Below are 20,470 nucleotides of genomic sequence, written 5' to 3'. Positions count from 1 at the left end.
CCCTACCCTGGTGGCGGGGTCTCTGTCGCTTTCTCCCGGCTTTAATCGGGGATAGCTTCATGGGAGAGGGGGAAGAGGCAATGACCGAGCATCCATCGATCGTGCTTGCGGCGGCGGGCATCACCAAGACATTCGGCAATCATACGGCGCTCGACGGCGTCGATATCGCGTTTCACCGGGGCGAAGTGCATGCGCTTCTCGGCGAAAACGGTGCCGGCAAATCCACGCTGATCAAGATCCTGACGGGCGCCTATATTCCGGATGGCGGGACGATCACCCTTGACGGCGAGGTCGTGAATTTCACCACGCCGCAGCAGGCCCAGACGCTCGGCATCGGCACGGTCTACCAGGAGGTCAACCTCCTGCCGAACATGACCGTCATCGACAATCTTTTCATCGGTCGTCAGCCGACCAACCGCTTCGGTCTGGTCGACAAGCGCCGGATGGAGCGCGAATCCCGCGAAATTCTCAATACCTATGGCCTCGACATCGACGTGAAGGCCGAGCTCTCGACATTTTCCGTCGCTGTCCAGCAAATCATTGCGATCGCGCGCGCCGTCGAACTTTCCGGCAAGGTGCTGATCCTGGATGAGCCGACCGCCAGTCTCGATCGCTCCGAAGTTGAGAAGCTGTTCGGCATCGTCAGGCAACTCCGCGATCGCGGTCTTGCCATTGTCTTCATCACCCACTTCCTCGATCAGGTCTTCGAGCTTTCGGATCGGGTCACGGTTCTGCGTAACGGGCGTCTCGTCGGCACGGAAGCGATCGCAACGCTCGATCGCACGAGCCTGGTGCGCATGATGCTCGGCAAGGATCTTGCCTTCCACCATCCGGATGTGCTGGGCGAAGAGGGGGAAGTGGGGGAAACGCTGATGGAATTCGAAGGCTTCGGCCTCTCGAACAGCGTTCGCCCCTTCGATCTCAAGATTCATCGCGGCGAGGTCGTCGGCGTCGCGGGCCTGCTCGGCTCCGGCCGTACCGAGATGGCGCGGCTGATGTTCGGCATCGACCAGGCCGATAGCGGTGCGATCAAGATTGACGGCGGCAGCCGCCAGGTTCGCAATCCGCTTGAAGCGGTCGAACTCGGCTTCGGCTTCTGCCCGGAAGACCGCAAGATCGACGGCATCTTCGGCGACCTCTCGGTCCGCGAAAACATCGTGATCGCCATGCAGGCGCGGCTTGGCTGGTTCAAGGCGCTCAACCGCGACGAACAACTGGAGATCGCCGGCAATTTCATTGAGGCGCTCGACATCCGCACGGCTTCGGCCGAGCTGCCGGTCAAGCTTCTCTCCGGCGGCAACCAGCAGAAGGTGATCCTTGCCCGCTGGCTTGCCACCGATCCGCGTTTCCTCATTCTCGACGAGCCGACGCGCGGCATCGATGTCGGCGCCCATGCCGAGATCGTGCGCATGATCAGCCGGCTGCGCGAAGATGGGCTGGCGCTCGTTGTCATCTCGTCCGAGCTCGATGAAATCGTCAGCTATTCCTCGCGTGTCGTCGTCATGCGCGACCGCAAGATGGTCGCCGAGTTGCATGGCGCCGACATCACCCCCGGCGTCATCGTCCAGACCATTGCCGCCCAGCCGGCGGAGGTCGAGGCATGAAAAGGCTGTCCATGTCCCGCATCATTTCCCCGCAGCTTCTGGCGCTTGCCGGCGTGCTGTTCTTCAACTGGCTGGTGTTCCCCGGCTTCTTCAACATCACCTGGCAGGATGGTCGTCTTTTCGGCAGCCTGATCGACGTCATCAATCGCGGCGCGCCGGTTGCGATCCTGGCCATTGGCATGACGGCGATCATTGCGACCAAGGGCGTGGACTTGTCCGTCGGTGCCGTGATGGCGGTCGCCGGTGCTGTTGCCGCGACCTGTGCGGTTGCCGGGCAGCCCCTGATCGTGACGCTTGCCGCCGCGCTTGCGGTGGGCATTCTTTGCGGCCTCTGGAACGGCGTTCTGGTCGCCTATCTCGGCATCCAGCCCTTCGTCGCGACGCTGGTTCTGATGGTGGCAGGGCGCGGGGTGGCGCAGCTCATTACCGAAGGCTCCATCGTCACCTTCTCCGATCCGGCATTGATCTTTGTCGGCACAGGCAATCTGTTCGGCCTGCCCATGCCGGCTGTCATCGCGATCGTGCTGATGATCACTGCGCATCTCTTCATGCGACGCACGGCGATCGGGTTGTTCATCGAGGCGATCGGGATCAACTTGTCGGCCGCCAACTATACAGGCCTGCGCAGCAAGCTCGTGATCTTGTGCATCTATGCCTTTGGCGGCTTCTGCGCCGCGACCGCCGGCATCATTGCTGCCGCCGACATCCGCGGAGCGGACGCGAACAATGCCGGCCTATGGCTGGAGCTCGACGCGATCCTCGCGGTCGTCATCGGTGGCACCTCGCTGCTCGGGGGACGCTTCTCCATCCCGATGTCAGTGCTCGGTGCCATCATTATCCAGGCGATGAACACGGGCGTGCTGGTCTCCGGTTTCCCGCCGGAATTCAACCTGATCGTCAAGGCGGGCATGATCATCATTATTCTGGTGCTGCAATCGGCTCGGATCGCCCAAGTGCTCGGCCGCAGGTTCGGGCCGCGCCAGGCACCCGCCACGACCCCGCCCCAGACCAAGACCCAAACTTCGGGACAGGCACGATGAATCCGCGTTATCGCCCTCTCGCCGCGACCACCCTTATCTTCGTGATCGCCTATGCCATCTGCATTTTCCAGTATCCGGGCATGTGGTCGACGCGCGTTTTCGGAAACTTCCTGACGGACAATGCCTTTCTCGGCATCGCTGCGGTCGGCGCCACTTTCGTCATCCTTTCCGGCGGGATCGATCTCTCGGTCGGCGCCGTGATCGGATTGACCGGCGTCATCACGGCCATCCTGATCTCCTGGGTTGGCATTCATCCGCTGGCAGTCTTTGTCATCGTGTTGGCGCTTGCCGCCGCCTTCGGGGCCTCCATGGGAGCCGTCATTCACTTCCTGCAGGTGCCGCCGTTCATCGTGACGCTGGCGGGCATGTTTCTGGCGCGCGGGTTTGCCTCCGTGCTCAGCCAGGATTCCATCCCGATCGATCACGAGTTCTACCGCACGATCTCCAGCCTCTACTACCGGCTACCCGGTGGCGGACGGCTGAGCGCGATCGGCCTGCTGATGCTCGCCACCTTCGTGGTCTGTGGCTTCATCGCTCACAAGACGCGCTTCGGCTCTTATGTCTATGCGATCGGCGGCAATCCGACCTCGGCTTCGCTGATGGGCGTGCCCACCGGCCGCGTGACGATCGGCATCTATGCGCTTTCGTCCTTCCTTGGCGGGCTCGCGGGCATCGTCTATTCGCTCTATACCTCGGCGGGCTACCCGCTGGCGGCCGTCGGCATCGAACTTGACTCGATTGCAGCCGTGGTGATAGGCGGAACCCTGTTGACGGGCGGTTATGGTTTCATCTTCGGAACCCTGATCGGGGTCATGCTGCAGGGCCTAGTCCAGACTTACATCGTCTTCGATGGGACGCTCTCCAGCTGGTGGACTAAAATCGCCATCGGGTTCCTGCTGTTCATGTTCATCTTGCTTCAGAAGCTGGTGTTTACCGCGCAGACCGGGCGTACGCGCCTGAAGAAGGCCCCTGCATGAGTGAGCCGGGGAGCCTTCTTCGCTCCCTGTCCGGGCGGTCGACGGCGCGTAATTACCATTCGCATGTGATCAACGAGATCGGAGCCGGGGTTATTTCCGGCCGTTATGCGATCGGGACCACGCTGCCGAACGATGCGGAACTCATGGAAGAGTTCGAGGTCTCGCGCACTGTCTTGCGTGAGGCCTTGAAAACGCTCGAAGCCAAGGGACTGCTCGAAGCCCGGCCGAAGGTCGGCACCAAGGTGGCCAAGAAGAGCCGCTGGAGCCTCTATGACCCCCAGGTGCTCGCCTGGCACTTGGAAGCCCCTGTTGATGCCGAGTTTCTGTCCGGGCTCCACGAGGTTCGGCGTTCGCTTGAGCCGCAGGCGGCGGCCGAGGTCGCCCGACGCCGAACTGCCGACCAAATCCGTCTGATGCTCTACTGGATCCATCAGATGGAGACGTCGCTCGCGTCGCCGCAGAATTTCGCTCTGGCCGATTTCGAACTTCATCGCATCATCGCGGATGCCGCGCACAATCCTTTCGTCCGCGCACTCTATGGGCTGATCGAACTGGCGCATGCCTTCGCTTACAAGCCCCAGATGGACAATCCCGATCCCTGCGTGCTCGACAAGATCCTCGAGAGCCACAAACTGCTGGTCAACCGCATCGAATATGGCGATGAGGCGGGCGCGCGCCAGGCGATGCTGGACACGATCGAGCAGGATAGGGCGATCGCGGCCGCCGTGCGGTAATGGCAGCTCAGGCTTCCGGCGGCGGGGCTTAGAGCGCCAGGGCGTCCTTCAGGGTCCGGGCTTCCGCGACCGACAGATCGAGGTCGGCCTCGATATGATCGATGTGATGCAGCATCAGATGGGTCGCCTTTTTGACGTCGCCCTTTTCAAGCGCGTTCAGAATTTCGTCGTGTTCGTCATGACCGCAACTCGAAATGCCGGTCCGACCATAGAGCGCGATGACGAGGGACGAGCGGGCGACCAGCTCATCCATGAATTTTTCCAGCACCTGGTTGCCGGCCACCTTGGCCAGCATCAGATGGAAATCGCCTGACGCCTTTATCTCGGCACGTCGTGCGTTCGCACCGCGTTCCGTGCGGTACCGCGCCTCCTCCTTCAGGTGTTCGCGCAGGGCGGCGATATCGGATGGCGTGATGCGCTCGGCGGCCGCTGCAATGATGCCAGCCTCGATCAGGCGGCGTGATGAGAAGACCTGGCGAGCCTCTTCCGTACTCGGATTGGAGACGAAGGCTCCGCGATTGCGTTCCGTCTTCACCAGCCCCTCGAAAGCGAGCATCTGCAGCGCGTCGCGCACGACCGTGCGGCTCACATCGAAGAGAGTGCCGACTTCAGCTTCGGAGAGCTTGGTGCCTGGGGCAAGCCGGCGGTCGACGATTGCGTCGCGCAGGGCATCGCGGATCGCGCGGGCGCGGTCCTCCAGGTTCGGGTCGAGTTGCCTGCGCAGCGAGCTCTTGGCGTTCATGGATCCATCCGGTGTCGCATTCCTTTTAGCCCGCATCCCGTGGATGGGAAAGATCTGCGGGACACGAAAGTGCTTTATGATTGCATACAATCGTGCGCAGCAATTGATCTCAATCGCTTATTTGCTGTGCATGCAGTCAGTGTCCGTGCTTATTCCTTTTGCGGCGCAGCAATCGGAGCGATGGGAATCAATCACTTAGCCTGACGGCCTCGAACTGGCACGGCTTATGCATCGTCTTGAGCGAGACCAAGGAGCCGCCATGACGAAAGCCGCCGACATCGAACTTGCCGCCGTATCCAAGGTTTACGGGACTGCGACAGCTGTTCATGCCATCAGTCTGAAGATCCCGGCCGGCACCTATTGCTGCCTGCTCGGACCGTCCGGTTGCGGCAAGACATCGACGCTCAGGATGGTCGCGGGGCATGAGAGCGTCTCCTCCGGTGATGTCGTCTTCGGCAGCGCGAACGTGACCGACCTGCCGCCGGCGAAGCGGGGCACGGCGATGATGTTTCAGTCCTATGCGCTCTTTCCGCATCTCGATCTTGTCGACAATGTTGCCTTCAGCCTGAAGATGAAGGGTGTCGATAAGGAGACGCGTCGCGGACAGGCGATGGAGATGCTCAAGCTTATGCAGCTCGAGCCTTATGCGAGCCGCCGGCCGGCCCAGCTGTCCGGCGGACAGCAGCAGCGCGTGGCACTGGCGCGCGCACTTATCACCAAGCCCGAGGCCCTGTTGCTCGACGAGCCGCTCTCGGCGCTCGACCCCTTCCTCAAGATCCGCATGCGGGCTGAACTCAAGAAGCTGCAGACCTCGCTCGGCATCACCTTCGTGCATGTGACCCACAGCCAGGAAGAGGCGATGGCGCTTGCCGATCTGATCGTCGTCATGAACGAGGGGCGCATCGAGCAGGCGGCGACGCCACGGGCCGTCTTCGAGCGGCCCGCGACCGCCTTCGTCGCCCGCTTCATGGGGGATCACAATGTGCTCTCGGGCCGCATCGTCGAGCGCACGGCTGACGGGCTCTTCATCGAAGTGGTTGGTGGCGGACGCTTTTTCGCGCTCGGCGCGGCGCCGGTGGCAGACGACACGGCCGATATCGCTGTTCGCACCGACCATGTGCGGATTGGGCCAGCGCCAGCAGACGGTCTCGGCTTCGACGGCATCGTTTCCAACGTCGAATATCTCGGCGCCAAGGTGAAGCTGACCGTCACCACCGCCTTTACCGACGAATTCACCGCCGTTCTCTCGGACGCGGCCTTCTTTGCCTCCCCGGTTCGCGTCGGGGAGGGCGTCACCCTGTCATGGGATCAACCGGATTCGATCGTCCTCGGACGCATCGTGAAATGAGCAAACAACAAACAAGCCAGGAGAACAGCGCAATGTCAGACAGCAGCAAGACCAAGAAGGGCGTATCCCGCCGCACATTCCTGAAAACCGCATCGGCCGCGGCCGGCCTCGCCGCCGGTTCGGGCGCGATTACCGGCTTCCCGACGATCTGGGCGCAGAACCCGATCACGCTGCGCCAGTTCGGCACGGGTGTGTCGAACATCAATGCCATCGCCGAGAAGTGCAAGGCCGACCTCGGCATCACGCTTGAGATGACGGCGACCGACTCCGACGCCGCAGCCCAGCGCGCCGTGACCCAGCCGAACTCCTACGACATCGCCGACATCGAATACTGGATCCTGAAGAAGGTCTATCCGACCGGGGTCATCCAGCCGATGGAAACCTCGAAGCTCAAGTTCTACGACAAGGTCGTCCCGCTGTTCAAAACCGGCAAGCTTCTGCCCGATAGCGTGATCGCCCAGGGGACGGCACCGCACACGGTCGGCTACGTCGAGAGCAAGGATGCGAAGACCTTCGCCTCGGGCGAGACCGAGCTCTTCACGATGATGCCGACCATCTACAATGCCGACACGCTCGGCATCCGTCCGGATCTCGTCGGTCGTGAGATCACCTCCTGGGCCGACATCATGGACCCGGCTTTCAAGGGCAAGACCTCGATCCTGAACATTCCGTCGATCGGCATCATGGATGCCGCGATGATCTGCGAAGCCATGGGCATCATCAAATATGCCGACAAGGGCAATATGACGAAGGAGGAGATCGACACGACGATCGACTTCCTGATCAAGGCCAAGCAGGATGGCCAGTTCCGCGCCTTCTGGAAGTCCTTCGACGAGTCGGTCAACCTGATGGCATCCGGCGAAGTCGTCATCCAGTCGATGTGGTCTCCGGCCGTTGCCGCCGTCCGCTCCAAGGGCATCGCCTGCAAGTATCAGCCGCTCAAGGAAGGCTATCGCTCGTGGGGCGGTGGTCTCGGCCTTGCCGCCCACCTCACCGGCGCGCAGCTCGACGCTGCCTATGAATACATCAACTGGTACACGTCCGGCTGGGTCGGCGGCTATCTCAACCGTCAGGGTTACTACTCCGCCTGCATGGAGACCGCGAAGGAATTCATGTCTGCCGACGAGTGGGGCTACTGGATCGAAGGCAAGGCCGCCCAGGGCGACATCCTCTCGCCGGAAGGCAAGGTGATGGAGAAGGCCGGTGCGGTCCGCGACGGCGGCTCCTTCGAAGAGCGAATGGGCAAGGTCGCTTGCTGGAACTCCGTCATGGACGAAGACCGCTACATGGTCCGCCGCTGGAACGAGTTCATCGCGGCCTGATGTCTTACCCTCCCCCTTGAGGGGGAGGGTCGGAGCGAAGCTCCGGGGTGGGGTGAACGTCTGCGATGGATCACCCCCACCCGCGGCTTTGCCGCGACCTCCCCCCTCAAGGGGGAGGTGGCCCCAAAACCCCTTCTCCCCGCAAGCGGGGAGAAGATCCCGGCAGGGGGATGAGGGGCATCTTCACATGCGGAATGCTGATCGAGCGACAGGAGACCTGATAACATGGTGGAAGTCCGATTTCTGGGCGTCGGCGAGCCGAAGCCGAAACGCGTGATCCGTGTGCCGCTTAGGTTCGTCTCCTATCTGCAGGCGACGCCGCTGATCGTCATTCTCGGAGCCTTCCTGCTGCTGCCGATCATGATGATCGGGACAGTATCCTTCTGGGACTACGACTTCGCCCAGATGTATCCCGACTTCGTCACCTTCAATTATACCGAGACGCTGGGCTCCTGGGTGACCTGGAAGACCTATCTCAACACGCTGAAATTTGCCTTCATCGTCTGGGCGATCACGCTCTTCGTCGGCTTCTGGGTCGCGTATTTCCTCGCCTTCCACGTGCGAACATCGGCCATGCAGAGCGTTCTGTTTCTCGTCTGCACCGTGCCGTTTCTCACCTCCAACATCATCCGGATGATCTCCTGGATCCCGGTGCTCGGTCGCAACGGGCTGATCAATTCGGCGCTCGTCAATGCCGGCATCGTGCCGCAGCCGATCGAATGGCTGCTCTATTCCGATTTCGCGGTCGTGCTCGCCATGGTGCATCTCTACACGCTGTTCATGGTCACGCCGATCTTCAACACGATGATGCGCATCGACCGGTCGCTGCTCGAAGCCGCGCGCGATGCTGGCGCCAGCGGCTGGCAGATCCTGACCAATGTCATCATCCCCCTGTCGAAGCCCGGCATGGCGATCGGGACCATCTTCGTCGTGACGCTTGTCATGGCGGACTTCTCCACCGTCCAGGTCATGTCCGGCGGCCAGAGCGCGTCCGTTGCGCTGATGATGAAGAACCAGATGTCGCTGCTGCAATATCCGGCTGCCGCCGCCAATGCCGTGGTGCTCTTGGCACTGGTCCTGCTGATGGTCGCCGCCATCCTCCGTGTCGTCGATATCCGGAAGGAGCTCTGAAGATGAATTCCGACAAGCGCCCACGCGAGTTCTATGTGCTCGCGGCCTTCTTCGCCCTGTTCGTTCTCTTTCTCTATGGCCCGCTCTCGGCGATCCTGATCCTCTCCTTCCAGGGGCCGAACGGGGGCCTGACTTTCCCGCTCAACGGCATGTCGTTCCACTGGTTCGGCAATCTGTTCGAACAGCAGGCGGTGGGCGATTTCGGCGGTTCGTTCCGGCGATCCTTCGCGCTTGGCATCATGGTCATGGTGGTGACGGTCGTGGTCTCGCTGCTGGCCGGCCTTGCCTTCCGGCGCAGGTTCGTGGGCGCAACGGCGCTCTTCTACCTCTCGGTTGCCAGCCTGGTTGTGCCCTCGATCATCATCTCGCTTGGCATCGGCGTCTTGTTCAGCCAGCTCGGCCTCCAGCCGGCCTGGTATTCCTCGGCCTTCGGCGCGCATCTGACCTGGACGCTGCCCTTCGGCGTGTTGATCATGTTTGCGATCTTCAACCGCTTCTCGCCGGCTTACGAGGAGGCCGCGCGCGACCTTGGCGCAACCTCCTGGCAGACATTCCGCTACGTCGTCCTGCCGATGATCGCGCCGCCGCTGATCGGCGTCGGGCTCTTCGGCTTCACGCTTTCCTATGACGAGTTTGCCCGCACGCTGATGACGTCGGGCACCTACAACACGCTGCCGCTTGAGATCTACGGCATGACGACCAATGTCACGACGCCCGTCCTTTACGCGCTCGGCACGGTGACGACGCTCTTCTCCTTCCTGGTCATCGCGGGGACGCTTGGGCTCATCATCGCCATGAACCGCCGCCGGGGCCGAGCATAGCCACATGAAGATTGCCGTCATCAATCCGAATACGACTGCCAGCATGACCGCGACGATTGCCGACGCGGCGCGCCGCGTCGCCCATGCGGACACCGAGATCCTCGCGATCACCTCCTCCATGGGGCCGGTGTCCATCGAAGGCTATTACGACGAGGTCTTCGCGGTGCCTGGGCTGCTGGTCGAGATCGCCAAGGCCGAGCGCGAGGGGGCGGATGCGATCGTGATTGCCTGTTTCGACGATACGGGGCTCGATGCGGCCCGTGCGCTGGCCGGTATTCCGGTTATCGGCATTTGCGAGGCGGCCCTATCGGCGACATCCTTTATCGCCCAACGCTTTTCGGTCGTGACCACCATGGAACGTTCGCGGCTGCCGGTCGAACATCTCGTGCATCGCTACGGCATGGGTAGCCGCTGCAAGGTGCGGGCGGCGGATGTGCCGGTTCTTTCGCTTGAGGATCCGAACTCGAATGCCCGCGACCGGCTTCGTAGCGAGATTTCGGCAGCGCTCAAGGATGACAGAGCCGAAGCAATCGTGCTCGGCTGTGCCGGTATGGCGGATCTCACGGCATCGCTTCGGCAGGAATTCGACGTGCCCGTTATCGACGGCGTGGCTGCGGCCGTCAAACAGGCGGAGAGCCTGGTTGCACAGGGATTGTCGACCGCCAAGCGTGGCGCCTATGCGACGCCTGTCTCCAAGGCCTATCACGGCGAACTCGCCCGTTTCTCTCCCGCTGCCATGGGCGTGTGAGCGTGGCGGAGGATGTGCAGATCAGAGTCCTGACGGCTGGCGAGGTCGAGGACCTCATCGGCTGGGCGGCGCTGGAAGGCTGGAACCCGGGGCATGGCGATGCGGCCGCCTTCCGATCCGCCGATCCGGACGGCTTTCTCGGATGCTTCGTTGGCGGACGGCTCGCTGCCGGCATTTCGGCTGTGCGCTACGGTTCCGGTTTCGGTTTCATCGGCCTTTATATCTGCCATCCGGACTTTCGAGGCCGAGGTTTCGGACGGCAGGTCTGGGATGCCGGCATGGCGCATCTCGCAGGCCGGGTCATCGGGCTTGACGGGGTTGTCGAGCAGCAGGCGAATTATGGTCGCATGGGCTTCGTGCCGGCCTATGACACCGTGCGCTGGAGCATCGAGCGTATGCCCGCTCTGACCCGGTCGGATGCCGGTTGCCATGTGGTGGGTGAAGCCGATATCGCCGAGGTTTCGGCCTTCGACCGGGCCTTCTTTCCGGAGTCCCGTGACGCATTCCTCGCTACGTGGCTGCGATCCCCGCGGCGGGCCTTCGTCTGCCGGCGCCAAGGTGTCGTTGCCGGTTATGCCGTGCTGCGTCCCTGCCTCAGCGGCTACAAGATCGGACCGCTCTTTGCTGCGGACGGGCGTACGGCGGAGGATCTTCTCAAGGTCTGCCTCGAAAACCTGCGAGGCGAAGAGGTCCATCTGGACGTGCCGGATTATCAGGAAGGGTTCCGCTATCTCCTTGGCCGGCTCGGCTTCAAGCCGGGTTTCAGGACCGCGCGGATGTATCGCGGGGAAGCGCCCTCAGTGCAAAGGGCAGGCGTCTATGCCATCACCACACTGGAACTCGGCTGATGCGTCTCAGTCGGTCATGCCCGATGGTGCCGCCAGCGGCAGCATGCCCTTGTAAATACCCGGCGAAGAGCCCGGAATGGCGATCGCGCCCACGCTCTTCTCGTAGAAGCCCATGGGGCCGGCGCCTCCGATGATCGCGTATCCGTAGCCTTGGTCGCGCATGTCCATGAGCGTTCGGATCAGAAGCGCGTGGCCGATGCCGCGTCCGCGCGCGGCCTCGTCCACGCCGGTCGGGCCGAAGAAACCTTTCATCGTCGCCTCGTGGCAGGCAAAGCCGAGCAGTGTCTCACCTTCGTGGGCGATCCAGCAGGTCACGGGCTGGCGCATGATGGCCGCTGTCGCTTCCGAGGCCCATCCAGCGCCGAAACGAGGCTCGATCCAGGCGCAAAGCCCAGAGAGTTCCGGCACCAGCGCGCGCCTTATCGTGACGCCTTCCGCCTCCATCCGCCGGTCGAGTTCCGGATTGGCCTGGAGTTCATAGAGTTTCACCAGCATGTCTGCTGCCATGTCAGCCTCCCAGATGCTTGCCGGCAAAATCCAGCCCCAGGATCGCGGCTCCGATGAGGCCCGGCTCGACGCCGCAGGCTGCGGGCACAACGATCGGGCTCTTGAATTTGCGCAGGATGCGTTTGCGCACTGCCGTGTCGATCCGCGCAAGCAGTTCCGGCACGTTGGACAGTCCGCCACCGACGGGCAGGATGGTCGTTCCGGTGACATTGACCACGACGGACAGGGGATCGGCGAGAATGTCGACATAGACGTCGATCGTGCGCTCGGCCTTGGCGTCGCCGGCCTGCCAGTTCGTGATGATCTCTTCGCTCGTCAGCTGTTTGGCATGAATGTGCCTGTGCAGCTTTTCGAGGCCCCGCGCGCTGCAAATCGCGTCGATGCAGCCGATCTGGCCGCAGCCGCATTGAAAGCGCGGCACATGGATCGGCGGTGTTCCGGCCTCGGTTGGCTGGATTGGTCCATGGCCCCATTCGCCGGCAAAACCACTCTCGTTGATCAGCTTGCCATCGATGACGAGGCCGCCGCCGACGCCGGTGCCGAGGATCACACCGAAGACGACGCGATGGCCGCGGGCCGCCCCGATGCCGGCTTCGGCCAGCACGAAGCAGTCGGCATCGTTGGCGATGATGACCGGCAGGCCGAGCGCCGTTGCCAGATCCGCCTGCAGGGGGCGGCCGTGGATGCAGGGGATATTGGCCACGACGGCGTTGGCCGTATCGGGGTCGATAACCCCGGCGATCGAGATCGCGATGCAGGCAGGCCGTTCGCCTGCCACGCTTTCAGCCTCGGCTATGACCGAGGCGAGGGTGGCGACGAAGGCGTCGAAATCGTGGATCGGGGTCGGCTTGCGCGGGAAGGGGCGGATGTCTTCCGGGCTCATTGCCAGCGCACCCTTGATGGCGGTGCCGCCGATATCGAAGCAGACGATCATGCAAAGGCCCGGTTCGGTTCTGTGCCCGCGGCAAAGACACAAGTTCCTGCGATCCAGGTCGCGTGGATGTCGAGATCCGGACCAAGCACGACGAAGTCGGCATCCTGGCCGGCCTCGAGGCTTCCCTTGCTCGAAGCGCCGATGGCTTCAGCGGGATAGAGCGATGCCATGCGCAGCGCTTCTTCCAGGGGTTGGTCGAGTTTCTCGTGCACGTAACGCACGCAGGAGAGCATATCGATGTCGGCGCCGGCCAGCGTTCCATCGGCAAGTGTCAGGCGGCCGTCGCGGCGGTAGACGGCGCGGCCGTTGAGGTCAAAGCCGGTCTGGTCGGTACCGATGGTCGACATGGCGTCGGTGACGAGAAAGATGTGGGCTGGGCCGGTCTTGGCGGCCAGCGCGATCTTCATGGTGACCGGATCGACATGGAAGCCGTCGGCGATCAGGCCGCAATGCAGGGCAGGTGAGGTGAGGGCAGCACCCACGAGGCCGGGTTCGCGATTGCCAAGCTGGCTCATGGCATTGAAGAGATGAGTGACGAGTGTTGCTCCGGCTTCAACATAGGCTTCGACGCCGGCGCAGGTCGTATCCGTGTGACCGAGGCTGACGCGGTAACCTGCCTTTACCAGGCGCTTGACCTGATCCGGTGCGACGCTTTCCGGCGCCACCGTGATCATCGGAATGCCGAAGCGCTGGGCTTGCGCGACGAGGTAATCGAGATCGGTCTCCGTCATCGCGCGTATCAGGGCCGGATCATGAGTGCCCTTGCGGGCGATGGAGAGATGCGGGCCTTCGAGATGGAGGCCGAGATAGCCCGGCTCGCCTGCCTTGGCGGTGGCCTCGCCAGCGGCGATCGCTTCCCGCTTGATCTCGGGTGCGTCCGTGATCAGCGTGACCATCAGAGCCGTCGTGCCGTAACGCGCATGGGCCTCACAGATCGTGCGGATGCCGGAGACCGTCGGATCGTTGTTGAACAGCACGCCGCCGCCGCCATTCACCTGCAGGTCGATGAAGCCTGGGGCAATCAGCGCATCGCCGGCATCCTGCCACGGGACACCGGTCGGCAGGTCGGCCTTGTGCAGGATTGCCTTGACCCGGCCGCTTTCGACCAGGAGCGCCGCGTCCTTGTGGAACGTGTGCCCATCGAAGATGCGGCTTGCTGTGATGGCGAAGGCTTGGCTCATTGGGTCTCGGTGACTTTCTTCAGTGCGACCGGCTTGTCGGGATTGAAGCCACGGGCACGGGAGAGGGATTCGATGAAGCCATAATAGGGAACGATCAGCGCCAGCGCATCCGTGATCGGATGTCCTGTCGCGATGAAAGGCAGCCGATGGCCGGCCGTTGCCTGATCCGAGGTGATGAAGCAGGTGGCATTGCTTGCCGCAAGCTTCGAGACAGTGCCGGCGATCGAGGCTTCCGCCTTGTCGCGGGCGGCAAAGGCGACGACCGGGAAGTCACGGCCGACGATCGAGACAGGACCATGCAGGACTTCCGCCGAGGAATAGGCCTCGGCATGCAGTTCGCAGGTTTCCTTGCATTTGAGCGCGGCTTCGGCAGCGATGGCAAGTGCTGGACCGCGGCCGAGCATGTAGAGTGAGTCTGCCGATTTCAGCGGCTCGAGCAGGGCGCTCCAGTCGAGAGCGAGTGCCTTGTCGAAGTGCTCGGGCAGGGTATCGACGGCGCGCGTCAGCGCCTCGTCGCGGCTCCAGCTTGCGAGAATGGCGAGGCCGGCCACGATGGAATTGACGAAGGATTTGGTCGCGGCGACAGCGATCTCGGGGCCAGCCTTGATGTCGACAGCGAAGGTTGCTGCGTCTGCAAGCGGGGAGGGAAGGGTGTTGACGAGGCTGACCGTGGTCGCGCCGCCATGGCGGGCGCCTCTGGCCATCGCGACGATGTCCGGACTTGCGCCCGACTGCGACACGGCAAAGGCGGCTGCCTTGCCGAGCTTCATCGGCGCCTCATAGATCGAGGCGAGCGAGGGGCCGAGCGAAGCGACCGGCAGGCCCATCTGCAACTCGATTGCATATTTCAGAAAGTGTGCCGCATGGTCGGATGAGCCGCGAGCGATGGTCACGACCACGCCGGGATCTTTGTCGCGCAGGGCGGTTGCGGCTTCTGCGATGACGGTTCTGGAGGTCTCCAGCAATCGGGCGGCGGCTGCGGGGATCTCGTCGATCTCCTCACGCATTTTCGTGGTCATGTCACGCGCTTTCAGTCTTGAGGCTTCATGGGCGAGCCGATGCCGAGTTCGGCCACCAGGTCATAGGCGTCGCTGCGATAAAGGGCGCGCGACATTTCCATCACGCGGCCGGTTTCGAGATAGGCAATGCGTTGCACCGAGAGTGCGGCCGAGCCGGGCGGAACGCCGAGCAGTTTGGTTTCCTCGTCCTTCAGGAGCACGGCCGAAATGCGCTGATTGGCTCGGACCGGTCGAATGCCGGCGTCGAGCAGGCAGAGATAGAGCGAGTCCTCAATCTTATCGGGATCCGGCAGAAGGTCGTCCGGAAGGCTCGTGCGCTCCAGCGCAATCGGCATATCATTGGCGGTTCTCAAGCGGTCGATGCGAGCCACACGTGCACCGCTGACGAGACCCAGCATCATGGTTTCTTCGGCTGTCGGGTAGAACAGGCCACGGCTCAGCCAGCGGGAGCCGGCGACCATGCCGCGGCGGCGCATGTCTTCGGTGAAGGAGGTGAGTTGGCTCAGCGGCTGCTGCATGCGCGGCACGGGCTTGACGACGAAGGTGCCGGATCCCCGGCGGCGCACGAGAAGGCCCTCATCCACCAGTTCGTCGATCGCCTTGCGCACCGTCACGCGGCTGATCTCTGCCGCTTCGGCAATATCGCGCTCCGCCGGCAGGGCCTCACCATGCTTGAGGCGGCCGGAGGCGACCGCGTCTTCAATCATCTTGCGGAGCTTGACGTAAAGCGGTCCGCCGCGAACCGATTGCAGCTGTTCCAGGGGTAGGGGTGTGCTCATGCGTGTCCTCTGCCCTGATGATGGTCAAATCGCAAGCAAGGGGCAGCCGCGACATCGATCTTATGCGTCAGCATGCTTGCGTCCCCTCCGTGGTCTTTCTCAAAACAATACCAACCAGAAACCTATTTCGCAAATGGTTTTGAATTTTATCGCTCCGACATGGTGGGAAGTCAGAAATCCTCACATGAAAACAGCAATTTGGGTGTTTTAGGCGCGAATTCGGCAGAAGTCGCTTTACGATTGGACTAGTTTTGGTATCTTAAATTAACGATTGGAGAGGAGCCCAATCCGAAACCTCTGGATGGCGTACGCAGTGGAAACACTCGAGGCTGCAGGGGCATCGCTGATCCAGCTCTTCATCCGATCACGCAGACAGCTGTGAAAACGATTTTCATCAATGGCGAGTTTTTCGCTCGCCTTGTTGACGATGTCGGAAATTTGACGCAGTCTGCGAAAAATAATTACGAAAGCAGGGGAATGCATTATGAAGGTCGCGATTGTCGGACTCGGATTCCGTCTTGGTTATCTGGGTCGGGTTTTCAAGGAGATCGACCCGAGCTTCGAGATCGTCGGTTATGTCGATCCGGCACCCGCCGGCATGGCCACGCTCGACGAATTCGGCATCTCTCCCGGCAAGGCCTATGACACGCCCGAAGCCCTGATCGCCGGCGAAACCTTCAACCTTCTGATGATCGGTTCGCCCAACCATTTGCATCTCGATCATATCCGCATCGGGCTTGAGGCTGGCCTTACGGTCTTCACCGAGAAGCCGATCGTGACCAGCATCGAGGAAAGCTATGCGCTTGCCTCTCTGCTCAATACCTATGGCCATGACCGGCTGCTGGTCGGCCTGGTTCTGCGTTACTCCCCGCTTTACCGCGATCTGCGCAAGGCGCAGGAAGAAGGGCGGCTCGGCAATGTCGTCTCGATCGAGGCGTCCGAGCACATTCAGCCCTACCACGGCGCCTTTTTCATGCGCGACTGGCGCCGTTACGGCCGCTATGCCGGTGGCTTCATGCTGGAAAAGTGCTGCCACGACCTCGATCTCTACAACGGCGTCGTCGGCGCCCGCCCGCGTTTCGTCGCAAGCTTCGGCGGCCGCAAGAGCTTCGTTCCGGAAAACGCGCCGGAGGCGTCCGGCGTCAATGATCTCAACGTCTATCACCGCAAGCCGAGCGGCTGGCAGGGCTCCGACAAGGTGTTCGACAGCGACGGCGACATCATCGACTACCAGACCGCGATCGTCGAATACGAGAACGGCGTGTCGATGACCTTCCACACCAATCTCAACGTTCCGGACGAGTTCCGCCGTTTCTGCGTGATCGGCTCCAAGGGCATGGCCGAAGGCGATTTCGTCCGCGGCTTCATGGATGTGCATGACGCCCGCACCAATGAGAAGGTGATCGCAAACACCTACAAGGCGCCGTCTGCCCTCTCACAGCATTACGGTGCGGACGAGCAGATGGCCGAAGATGTCATCGCCTTCGTGCAGACCGGTGCCAAGCAGCCGGTGTCCGCCATCGATGCGCTCGAAGCCGGGATCCTGGCGCTTGCCATGGACGAGGCGCGGCTCGGCCGCAAGGTCGTCGACCTGAAGCCGGTCTGGGAGAAGTTCGATGCCTGCCTGCATGGCGCGTCGGACGCCCCTTCCCGCATGCGTTCGGCATAAGGAGCGGTCGGATGCAGGCTCGCCAAAGCGCCATCATCTTCGCCTGGCTGCTGATTGCGCCAGCACTTCTCTATATCACCGCGATCGTCGCCTATCCGCTCGTCGATACCTTCATCCTGTCGTTCACCGATGCGTCGCTCAAGAAGACGACGAACTGGGTGGGCTGGGTCAATTACGAGAAGATCTTCAACGACACCTTTGCGACCGTCATTGTCAGGACCTTCATCTGGACCTTCTTCTCGGTGTCGATCAAGATGATCATAGGCACCTTCGGCGCGGCGATGCTGAATGCCGCCGTGCCGGGCCGCACGCTCTTCCGAGTGCTGACCATGCCGCCATGGATCGTGCCGATGGCCATCGGCATCTTCATGTGGGGCTGGATGTATAACGGCCAGTTCGGCATGATCTCCGGCGTGCTGCAGCGCATGGGCGTGGTGGATGGCCCCGTTGCCTTCCTCGCCTATGGCTCGACCGCCTTCTGGGCGACGATCTTCACCGATGTGTGGATCGGCGTGCCGATGGTGACGCTCTACATGCTGGCTGCCATGCAGGCGATCCCGCAGGATCTGTACGAGGCCGCCTGGACCGATGGCGCGGGTCGCTTCTATCGCTTCCGCCGCATCACCCTGCCGCTGATCCTGCCGGCAATGATCACCATGTCGATGATTTCGCTGATCTCGACCTTCAATTCTTTCGACATCATCTGGATCCTGACGCGTGGCGGTCCGAGCGGCGAAACCACCACGATGATCATCGACACCTACCACACGGCAATCGGCTCGAAGAAATACGGCGAAGGAGCTGCCCGCGCAGTGCTGATCTGCATCTTCCTGTCGATCTTCTGCGTCGCCTATTTCCGCGTGACCAGCCGTCTTTCGCAGGAGCACGCCCGATGAGCTACGACAAGACAGCCCTGATCAACCGCTATCGCTGGTACGAGCTGGTCGGGATCTATACAGGCATCGCGCTTTTCCTTACCTTCGTGCTCGCGCCTTTCGTCGAAGGCTTCCTGGTATCGCTGAAGCCGCTCAGCCAGCTTTTCTCCTCTCCCTATCGCTTCTGGCCGGAAAACGGCTCGTTCGACGCCTATTTCACGATGTGGGAGAGCGTGCCAGGCTTTGCGCGCTACATCTTCAACTCCTTCTTCATTTCCACGATCGCGACCTTCGTCGTGCTGCTGCTGGTGGTGCCGGCGTCCTATGCCTTTGCCCGGTTCGAGTTCCGCGGCCGTGGCCAGCTGCTCGGCGCCTTCCTCGCGGTCAACATGTTCTCCGGCGCCGTACTGCTCATTCCGCTCTTCCGGCTGATGCGCTCGTTCGGCGTCCTCAACACCTATTTCGCCATGATCGTGCCGGGTGTGGCCTTCCTCATCCCGACGGCCATCTGGCTGCTGCGCACCTACATGATGCGTATTCCGCGGGAACTGGAAGAGGCGGCCTATGTCGATGGTGCGAGCTATTTCTACACCTTCCGACGTGTCGTCCTGCCGCTCGCCATGCCGGGTATCGCGGTCGTTGCCATCACCACCTTCATCGGTGCCTATGCCCAGCAGTTCATCTTCGCGCTGACCTTCAACTCCAAGACCGAATACATGCCGCTGCCGATCGGGCTCTTTGCCTATTTCGGTCGCCAGGAGGTCATCTGGAATGAGCTGATGGCGGCGAGCTTCGTCGGGATCGCACCCGCCATGATCGTGATCTTCTTCCTGCAGCGCTACCTCGTCAGCGGGCTCACCGCCGGTGCCGTGAAATAGAGGCTGCCAAACAAAAATTCGGGCCAACCGGACGCTTTCAACCTGTCAACAAAGGGGAACTACCGATGACAAGAAAACTGACCATGCTCGCAGGCTCGTTTGCCCTGCTCGCAAGCTCGGCGCTCACCACGCTTGCAGCCGACCAGGAAATCAGCTGGATCTACTGCGGCGACGTGATCGATCCGATCCACGAAAAATACATCGCCGAATGGGAGAGCAAGAACGAAGGCTGGAAGGTCAAGCCGGAAGTCGTCGGCTGGGAGCAGTGCCAGGACAAGGCGACGACGCTTGCTGTTGCCGGTACCCCGGTTGCCATGGCCTATGTCGGCTCGCGTACGCTGAAGGAATTTGCCCAGAACGAACTGATCGTCCCGGTTCCGATGACGGATGAGGAAAAGGCCTCCTACTATCCTAACATCGTCGACACCGTCACCTTCGACGATACGCAATGGGGCGTTCCGATCGCCTTCTCGACCAAGGCTCTCTACTGGAACAAGGACCTCTTCAAGCAGGCTGGCCTTGACCCGGAAACCCCGCCGAAGACCTGGGCGGAAGAGATCGAATTCGCCAAGCAGATCAAGGAAAAGACCGGCATTGCCGGTTACGGCCTGCCGGCCAAGACCTTCGACAACACCATGCACCAGTTCATGCACTGGGTGTATACCAACAACGGCAAGGTCATCGACGGCGATACGATCGTCATGGACAGCCCGGAAGTGCTGGCCGCACTTCAGGCCTACAAGGACATCACACCTTACTCCGTCGAAGGTGCGACCGCTTACGAGCAGAACGAAATCCGCGCCATCTTCCTCGATGGCAAGGTCGGCATGATCCAGGCCGGTTCGGGCGCTGCCTATCGCCTGAAGGACACTCAGATCAACTGGGGCGTTGCTCCGCTGCCGCAGGGTCCGTCGGCCAAGGGTGAAGGCACGCTCTTGATCACCGACAGCCTCGCGATCTTCTCGGGTTCGGGCGTCGAGGAAAAGGCGATCGAGTTTGCCAAGTACATCACGTCCACCGACATCCAGCATGAATACGAACTGCAGGGCGGCGCTGGCCTCACGCCGCTCCGTCCCGGCCCGGTTGTCGACGAATTCGTCGCCAAGGAGCCCTTCTGGAAGCCGTTCATCGACGGTATCGCCTATGGTGGTCCTGAGCCGCTCTTCACCGACTACAAGGGCTTCCAGAACGTCATGATCGAGATGGTCCAGTCGGTTGTCACCGGCAAGGCCGAACCGGCCGATGCGCTGAAGAAGGCAGCCGCCGACCTCGAGCAGTACAAATAATCTCGGGCAACCGAGGCTCCGCGGGCC

Annotated in this window: 20 protein-coding genes; 14 read left to right on the top strand and 6 right to left on the bottom strand. The window is 62.0% G+C overall.

Features of this window, described 5'->3' with window-relative positions; translation table 11 throughout:
* The first annotated feature begins 80 nt into the window (after positions 1 to 80).
* Genes M1E12_RS14735 through M1E12_RS14720 form a run of 4 tightly spaced genes read left to right on the top strand, consistent with a single transcriptional unit; the run spans position 81 to position 4,355 of the window.
* On the top strand, positions 81 to 1,604 hold the full coding sequence (locus tag M1E12_RS14735; protein WP_479562322.1) for a sugar ABC transporter ATP-binding protein: 1,524 nt from the start codon (positions 81 to 83) through the stop codon (positions 1,602 to 1,604).
* Positions 1,601 to 2,644, top strand: a complete 1,044-nt coding sequence (locus M1E12_RS14730) for an ABC transporter permease (RefSeq protein WP_479562321.1) — start codon at positions 1,601 to 1,603, stop codon at positions 2,642 to 2,644. Before M1E12_RS14735 ends, M1E12_RS14730 begins: the two co-directional genes overlap by 4 nt.
* Positions 2,641 to 3,621 (top strand): galactofuranose ABC transporter, permease protein YjfF, encoded by a 981-nt coding sequence (yjfF, locus tag M1E12_RS14725; protein WP_479562320.1) that lies wholly within the window; start codon positions 2,641 to 2,643, stop codon positions 3,619 to 3,621. Before M1E12_RS14730 ends, yjfF begins: the two co-directional genes overlap by 4 nt.
* Positions 3,618 to 4,355: a FadR/GntR family transcriptional regulator gene (locus M1E12_RS14720; RefSeq protein WP_479562319.1), complete on the top strand. Its 738-nt coding sequence runs from the start codon at positions 3,618 to 3,620 to the stop codon at positions 4,353 to 4,355. Before yjfF ends, M1E12_RS14720 begins: the two co-directional genes overlap by 4 nt.
* A 28-nt stretch (positions 4,356 to 4,383) precedes the next feature.
* Here the strand turns inward: M1E12_RS14720 and M1E12_RS14715 are convergent, their stop codons facing one another.
* Positions 4,384 to 5,097: a GntR family transcriptional regulator gene (locus M1E12_RS14715; RefSeq protein WP_479562318.1), complete on the bottom strand. Its 714-nt coding sequence runs from the start codon at positions 5,095 to 5,097 to the stop codon at positions 4,384 to 4,386.
* A gap of 259 nt (positions 5,098 to 5,356) precedes the next feature.
* Between M1E12_RS14715 and M1E12_RS14710 the strand changes: the two genes are divergently transcribed.
* The 6 genes from M1E12_RS14710 (at position 5,357) to M1E12_RS14685 (ending at position 11,315) form a co-directional block, all read left to right on the top strand.
* The gene (locus tag M1E12_RS14710) at positions 5,357 to 6,445 is read left to right on the top strand and encodes an ABC transporter ATP-binding protein (RefSeq protein WP_479562317.1); all 1,089 of its coding nucleotides are present in this window, start codon (positions 5,357 to 5,359) and stop codon (positions 6,443 to 6,445) included.
* Between the two features lie 32 nt (positions 6,446 to 6,477).
* Positions 6,478 to 7,767 (top strand): ABC transporter substrate-binding protein, encoded by a 1,290-nt coding sequence (locus M1E12_RS14705; RefSeq protein WP_113458931.1) that lies wholly within the window; start codon positions 6,478 to 6,480, stop codon positions 7,765 to 7,767.
* A 225-nt stretch (positions 7,768 to 7,992) separates the two neighbouring features.
* Positions 7,993 to 8,898 (top strand): ABC transporter permease, encoded by a 906-nt coding sequence (locus tag M1E12_RS14700; protein ID WP_479562316.1) that lies wholly within the window; start codon positions 7,993 to 7,995, stop codon positions 8,896 to 8,898.
* A 2-nt stretch (positions 8,899 to 8,900) separates the two neighbouring features.
* Positions 8,901 to 9,719, top strand: a complete 819-nt coding sequence (locus M1E12_RS14695; protein WP_479562315.1) for an ABC transporter permease — start codon at positions 8,901 to 8,903, stop codon at positions 9,717 to 9,719.
* Between the two features lie 4 nt (positions 9,720 to 9,723).
* Complete coding sequence (locus M1E12_RS14690) at positions 9,724 to 10,467, top strand: aspartate/glutamate racemase family protein (RefSeq protein ID WP_479562314.1); 744 nt, start codon at positions 9,724 to 9,726, stop codon at positions 10,465 to 10,467.
* Positions 10,468 to 10,481: 14 nt separating this feature from the next.
* Entirely contained in the window at positions 10,482 to 11,315 is an 834-nt protein-coding gene (locus tag M1E12_RS14685) for a GNAT family N-acetyltransferase (RefSeq protein ID WP_479562313.1), read from the top strand.
* A gap of 6 nt (positions 11,316 to 11,321) precedes the next feature.
* Here M1E12_RS14685 and M1E12_RS14680 read toward each other — a convergent pair whose 3' ends face one another.
* The 5 genes from M1E12_RS14680 to M1E12_RS14660 are packed head-to-tail and all read right to left on the bottom strand — an operon-like array spanning position 11,322 to position 15,735.
* Positions 11,322 to 11,822, bottom strand: a complete 501-nt coding sequence (locus M1E12_RS14680; RefSeq protein WP_479562312.1) for a GNAT family N-acetyltransferase — start codon at positions 11,820 to 11,822, stop codon at positions 11,322 to 11,324.
* Between the two features lies 1 nt (position 11,823).
* Positions 11,824 to 12,756, bottom strand: coding sequence for an ROK family protein (locus tag M1E12_RS14675; protein WP_479562311.1), 933 nt, complete (start codon positions 12,754 to 12,756; stop codon positions 11,824 to 11,826).
* Positions 12,753 to 13,937, bottom strand: coding sequence for an N-acetylglucosamine-6-phosphate deacetylase (gene nagA / locus M1E12_RS14670; protein ID WP_479562310.1), 1,185 nt, complete (start codon positions 13,935 to 13,937; stop codon positions 12,753 to 12,755). Before nagA ends, M1E12_RS14675 begins: the two co-directional genes overlap by 4 nt.
* Positions 13,934 to 14,956: an SIS domain-containing protein gene (locus tag M1E12_RS14665; protein WP_479562309.1), complete on the bottom strand. Its 1,023-nt coding sequence runs from the start codon at positions 14,954 to 14,956 to the stop codon at positions 13,934 to 13,936. The genes nagA and M1E12_RS14665 overlap by 4 nt, the downstream gene beginning before the upstream one ends.
* 11 nt (positions 14,957 to 14,967) lie before the next feature.
* Entirely contained in the window at positions 14,968 to 15,735 is a 768-nt protein-coding gene (locus M1E12_RS14660) for a GntR family transcriptional regulator (protein ID WP_113461892.1), read from the bottom strand.
* A 484-nt stretch (positions 15,736 to 16,219) separates the two neighbouring features.
* Here M1E12_RS14660 and M1E12_RS14655 point away from each other — a divergent pair, with 484 nt between their 5' ends.
* The 4 genes from M1E12_RS14655 to M1E12_RS14640 all read left to right on the top strand — a co-directional run bounded on the left by M1E12_RS14655 (position 16,220) and on the right by M1E12_RS14640 (position 20,443).
* A complete protein-coding gene (locus M1E12_RS14655) occupies positions 16,220 to 17,404 on the top strand; it encodes a Gfo/Idh/MocA family protein (RefSeq protein WP_479562308.1) in 1,185 nt (394 codons plus the stop codon).
* A gap of 11 nt (positions 17,405 to 17,415) precedes the next feature.
* Positions 17,416 to 18,300 (top strand): carbohydrate ABC transporter permease, encoded by an 885-nt coding sequence (locus tag M1E12_RS14650; protein ID WP_479562307.1) that lies wholly within the window; start codon positions 17,416 to 17,418, stop codon positions 18,298 to 18,300.
* A complete protein-coding gene (locus M1E12_RS14645) occupies positions 18,297 to 19,157 on the top strand; it encodes a carbohydrate ABC transporter permease (protein ID WP_479562306.1) in 861 nt (286 codons plus the stop codon). Before M1E12_RS14650 ends, M1E12_RS14645 begins: the two co-directional genes overlap by 4 nt.
* A gap of 65 nt (positions 19,158 to 19,222) precedes the next feature.
* Complete coding sequence (locus M1E12_RS14640) at positions 19,223 to 20,443, top strand: ABC transporter substrate-binding protein (RefSeq protein ID WP_136537926.1); 1,221 nt, start codon at positions 19,223 to 19,225, stop codon at positions 20,441 to 20,443.
* Positions 20,444 to 20,470: the final 27 nt, after the last annotated feature.

It is taken from the genome of Rhizobium sp. K33 (assembly GCF_056501445.1).
Note: the sequence above shows the minus strand (reverse complement) of the source record. Positions and strands in the feature narration are given on the sequence as shown.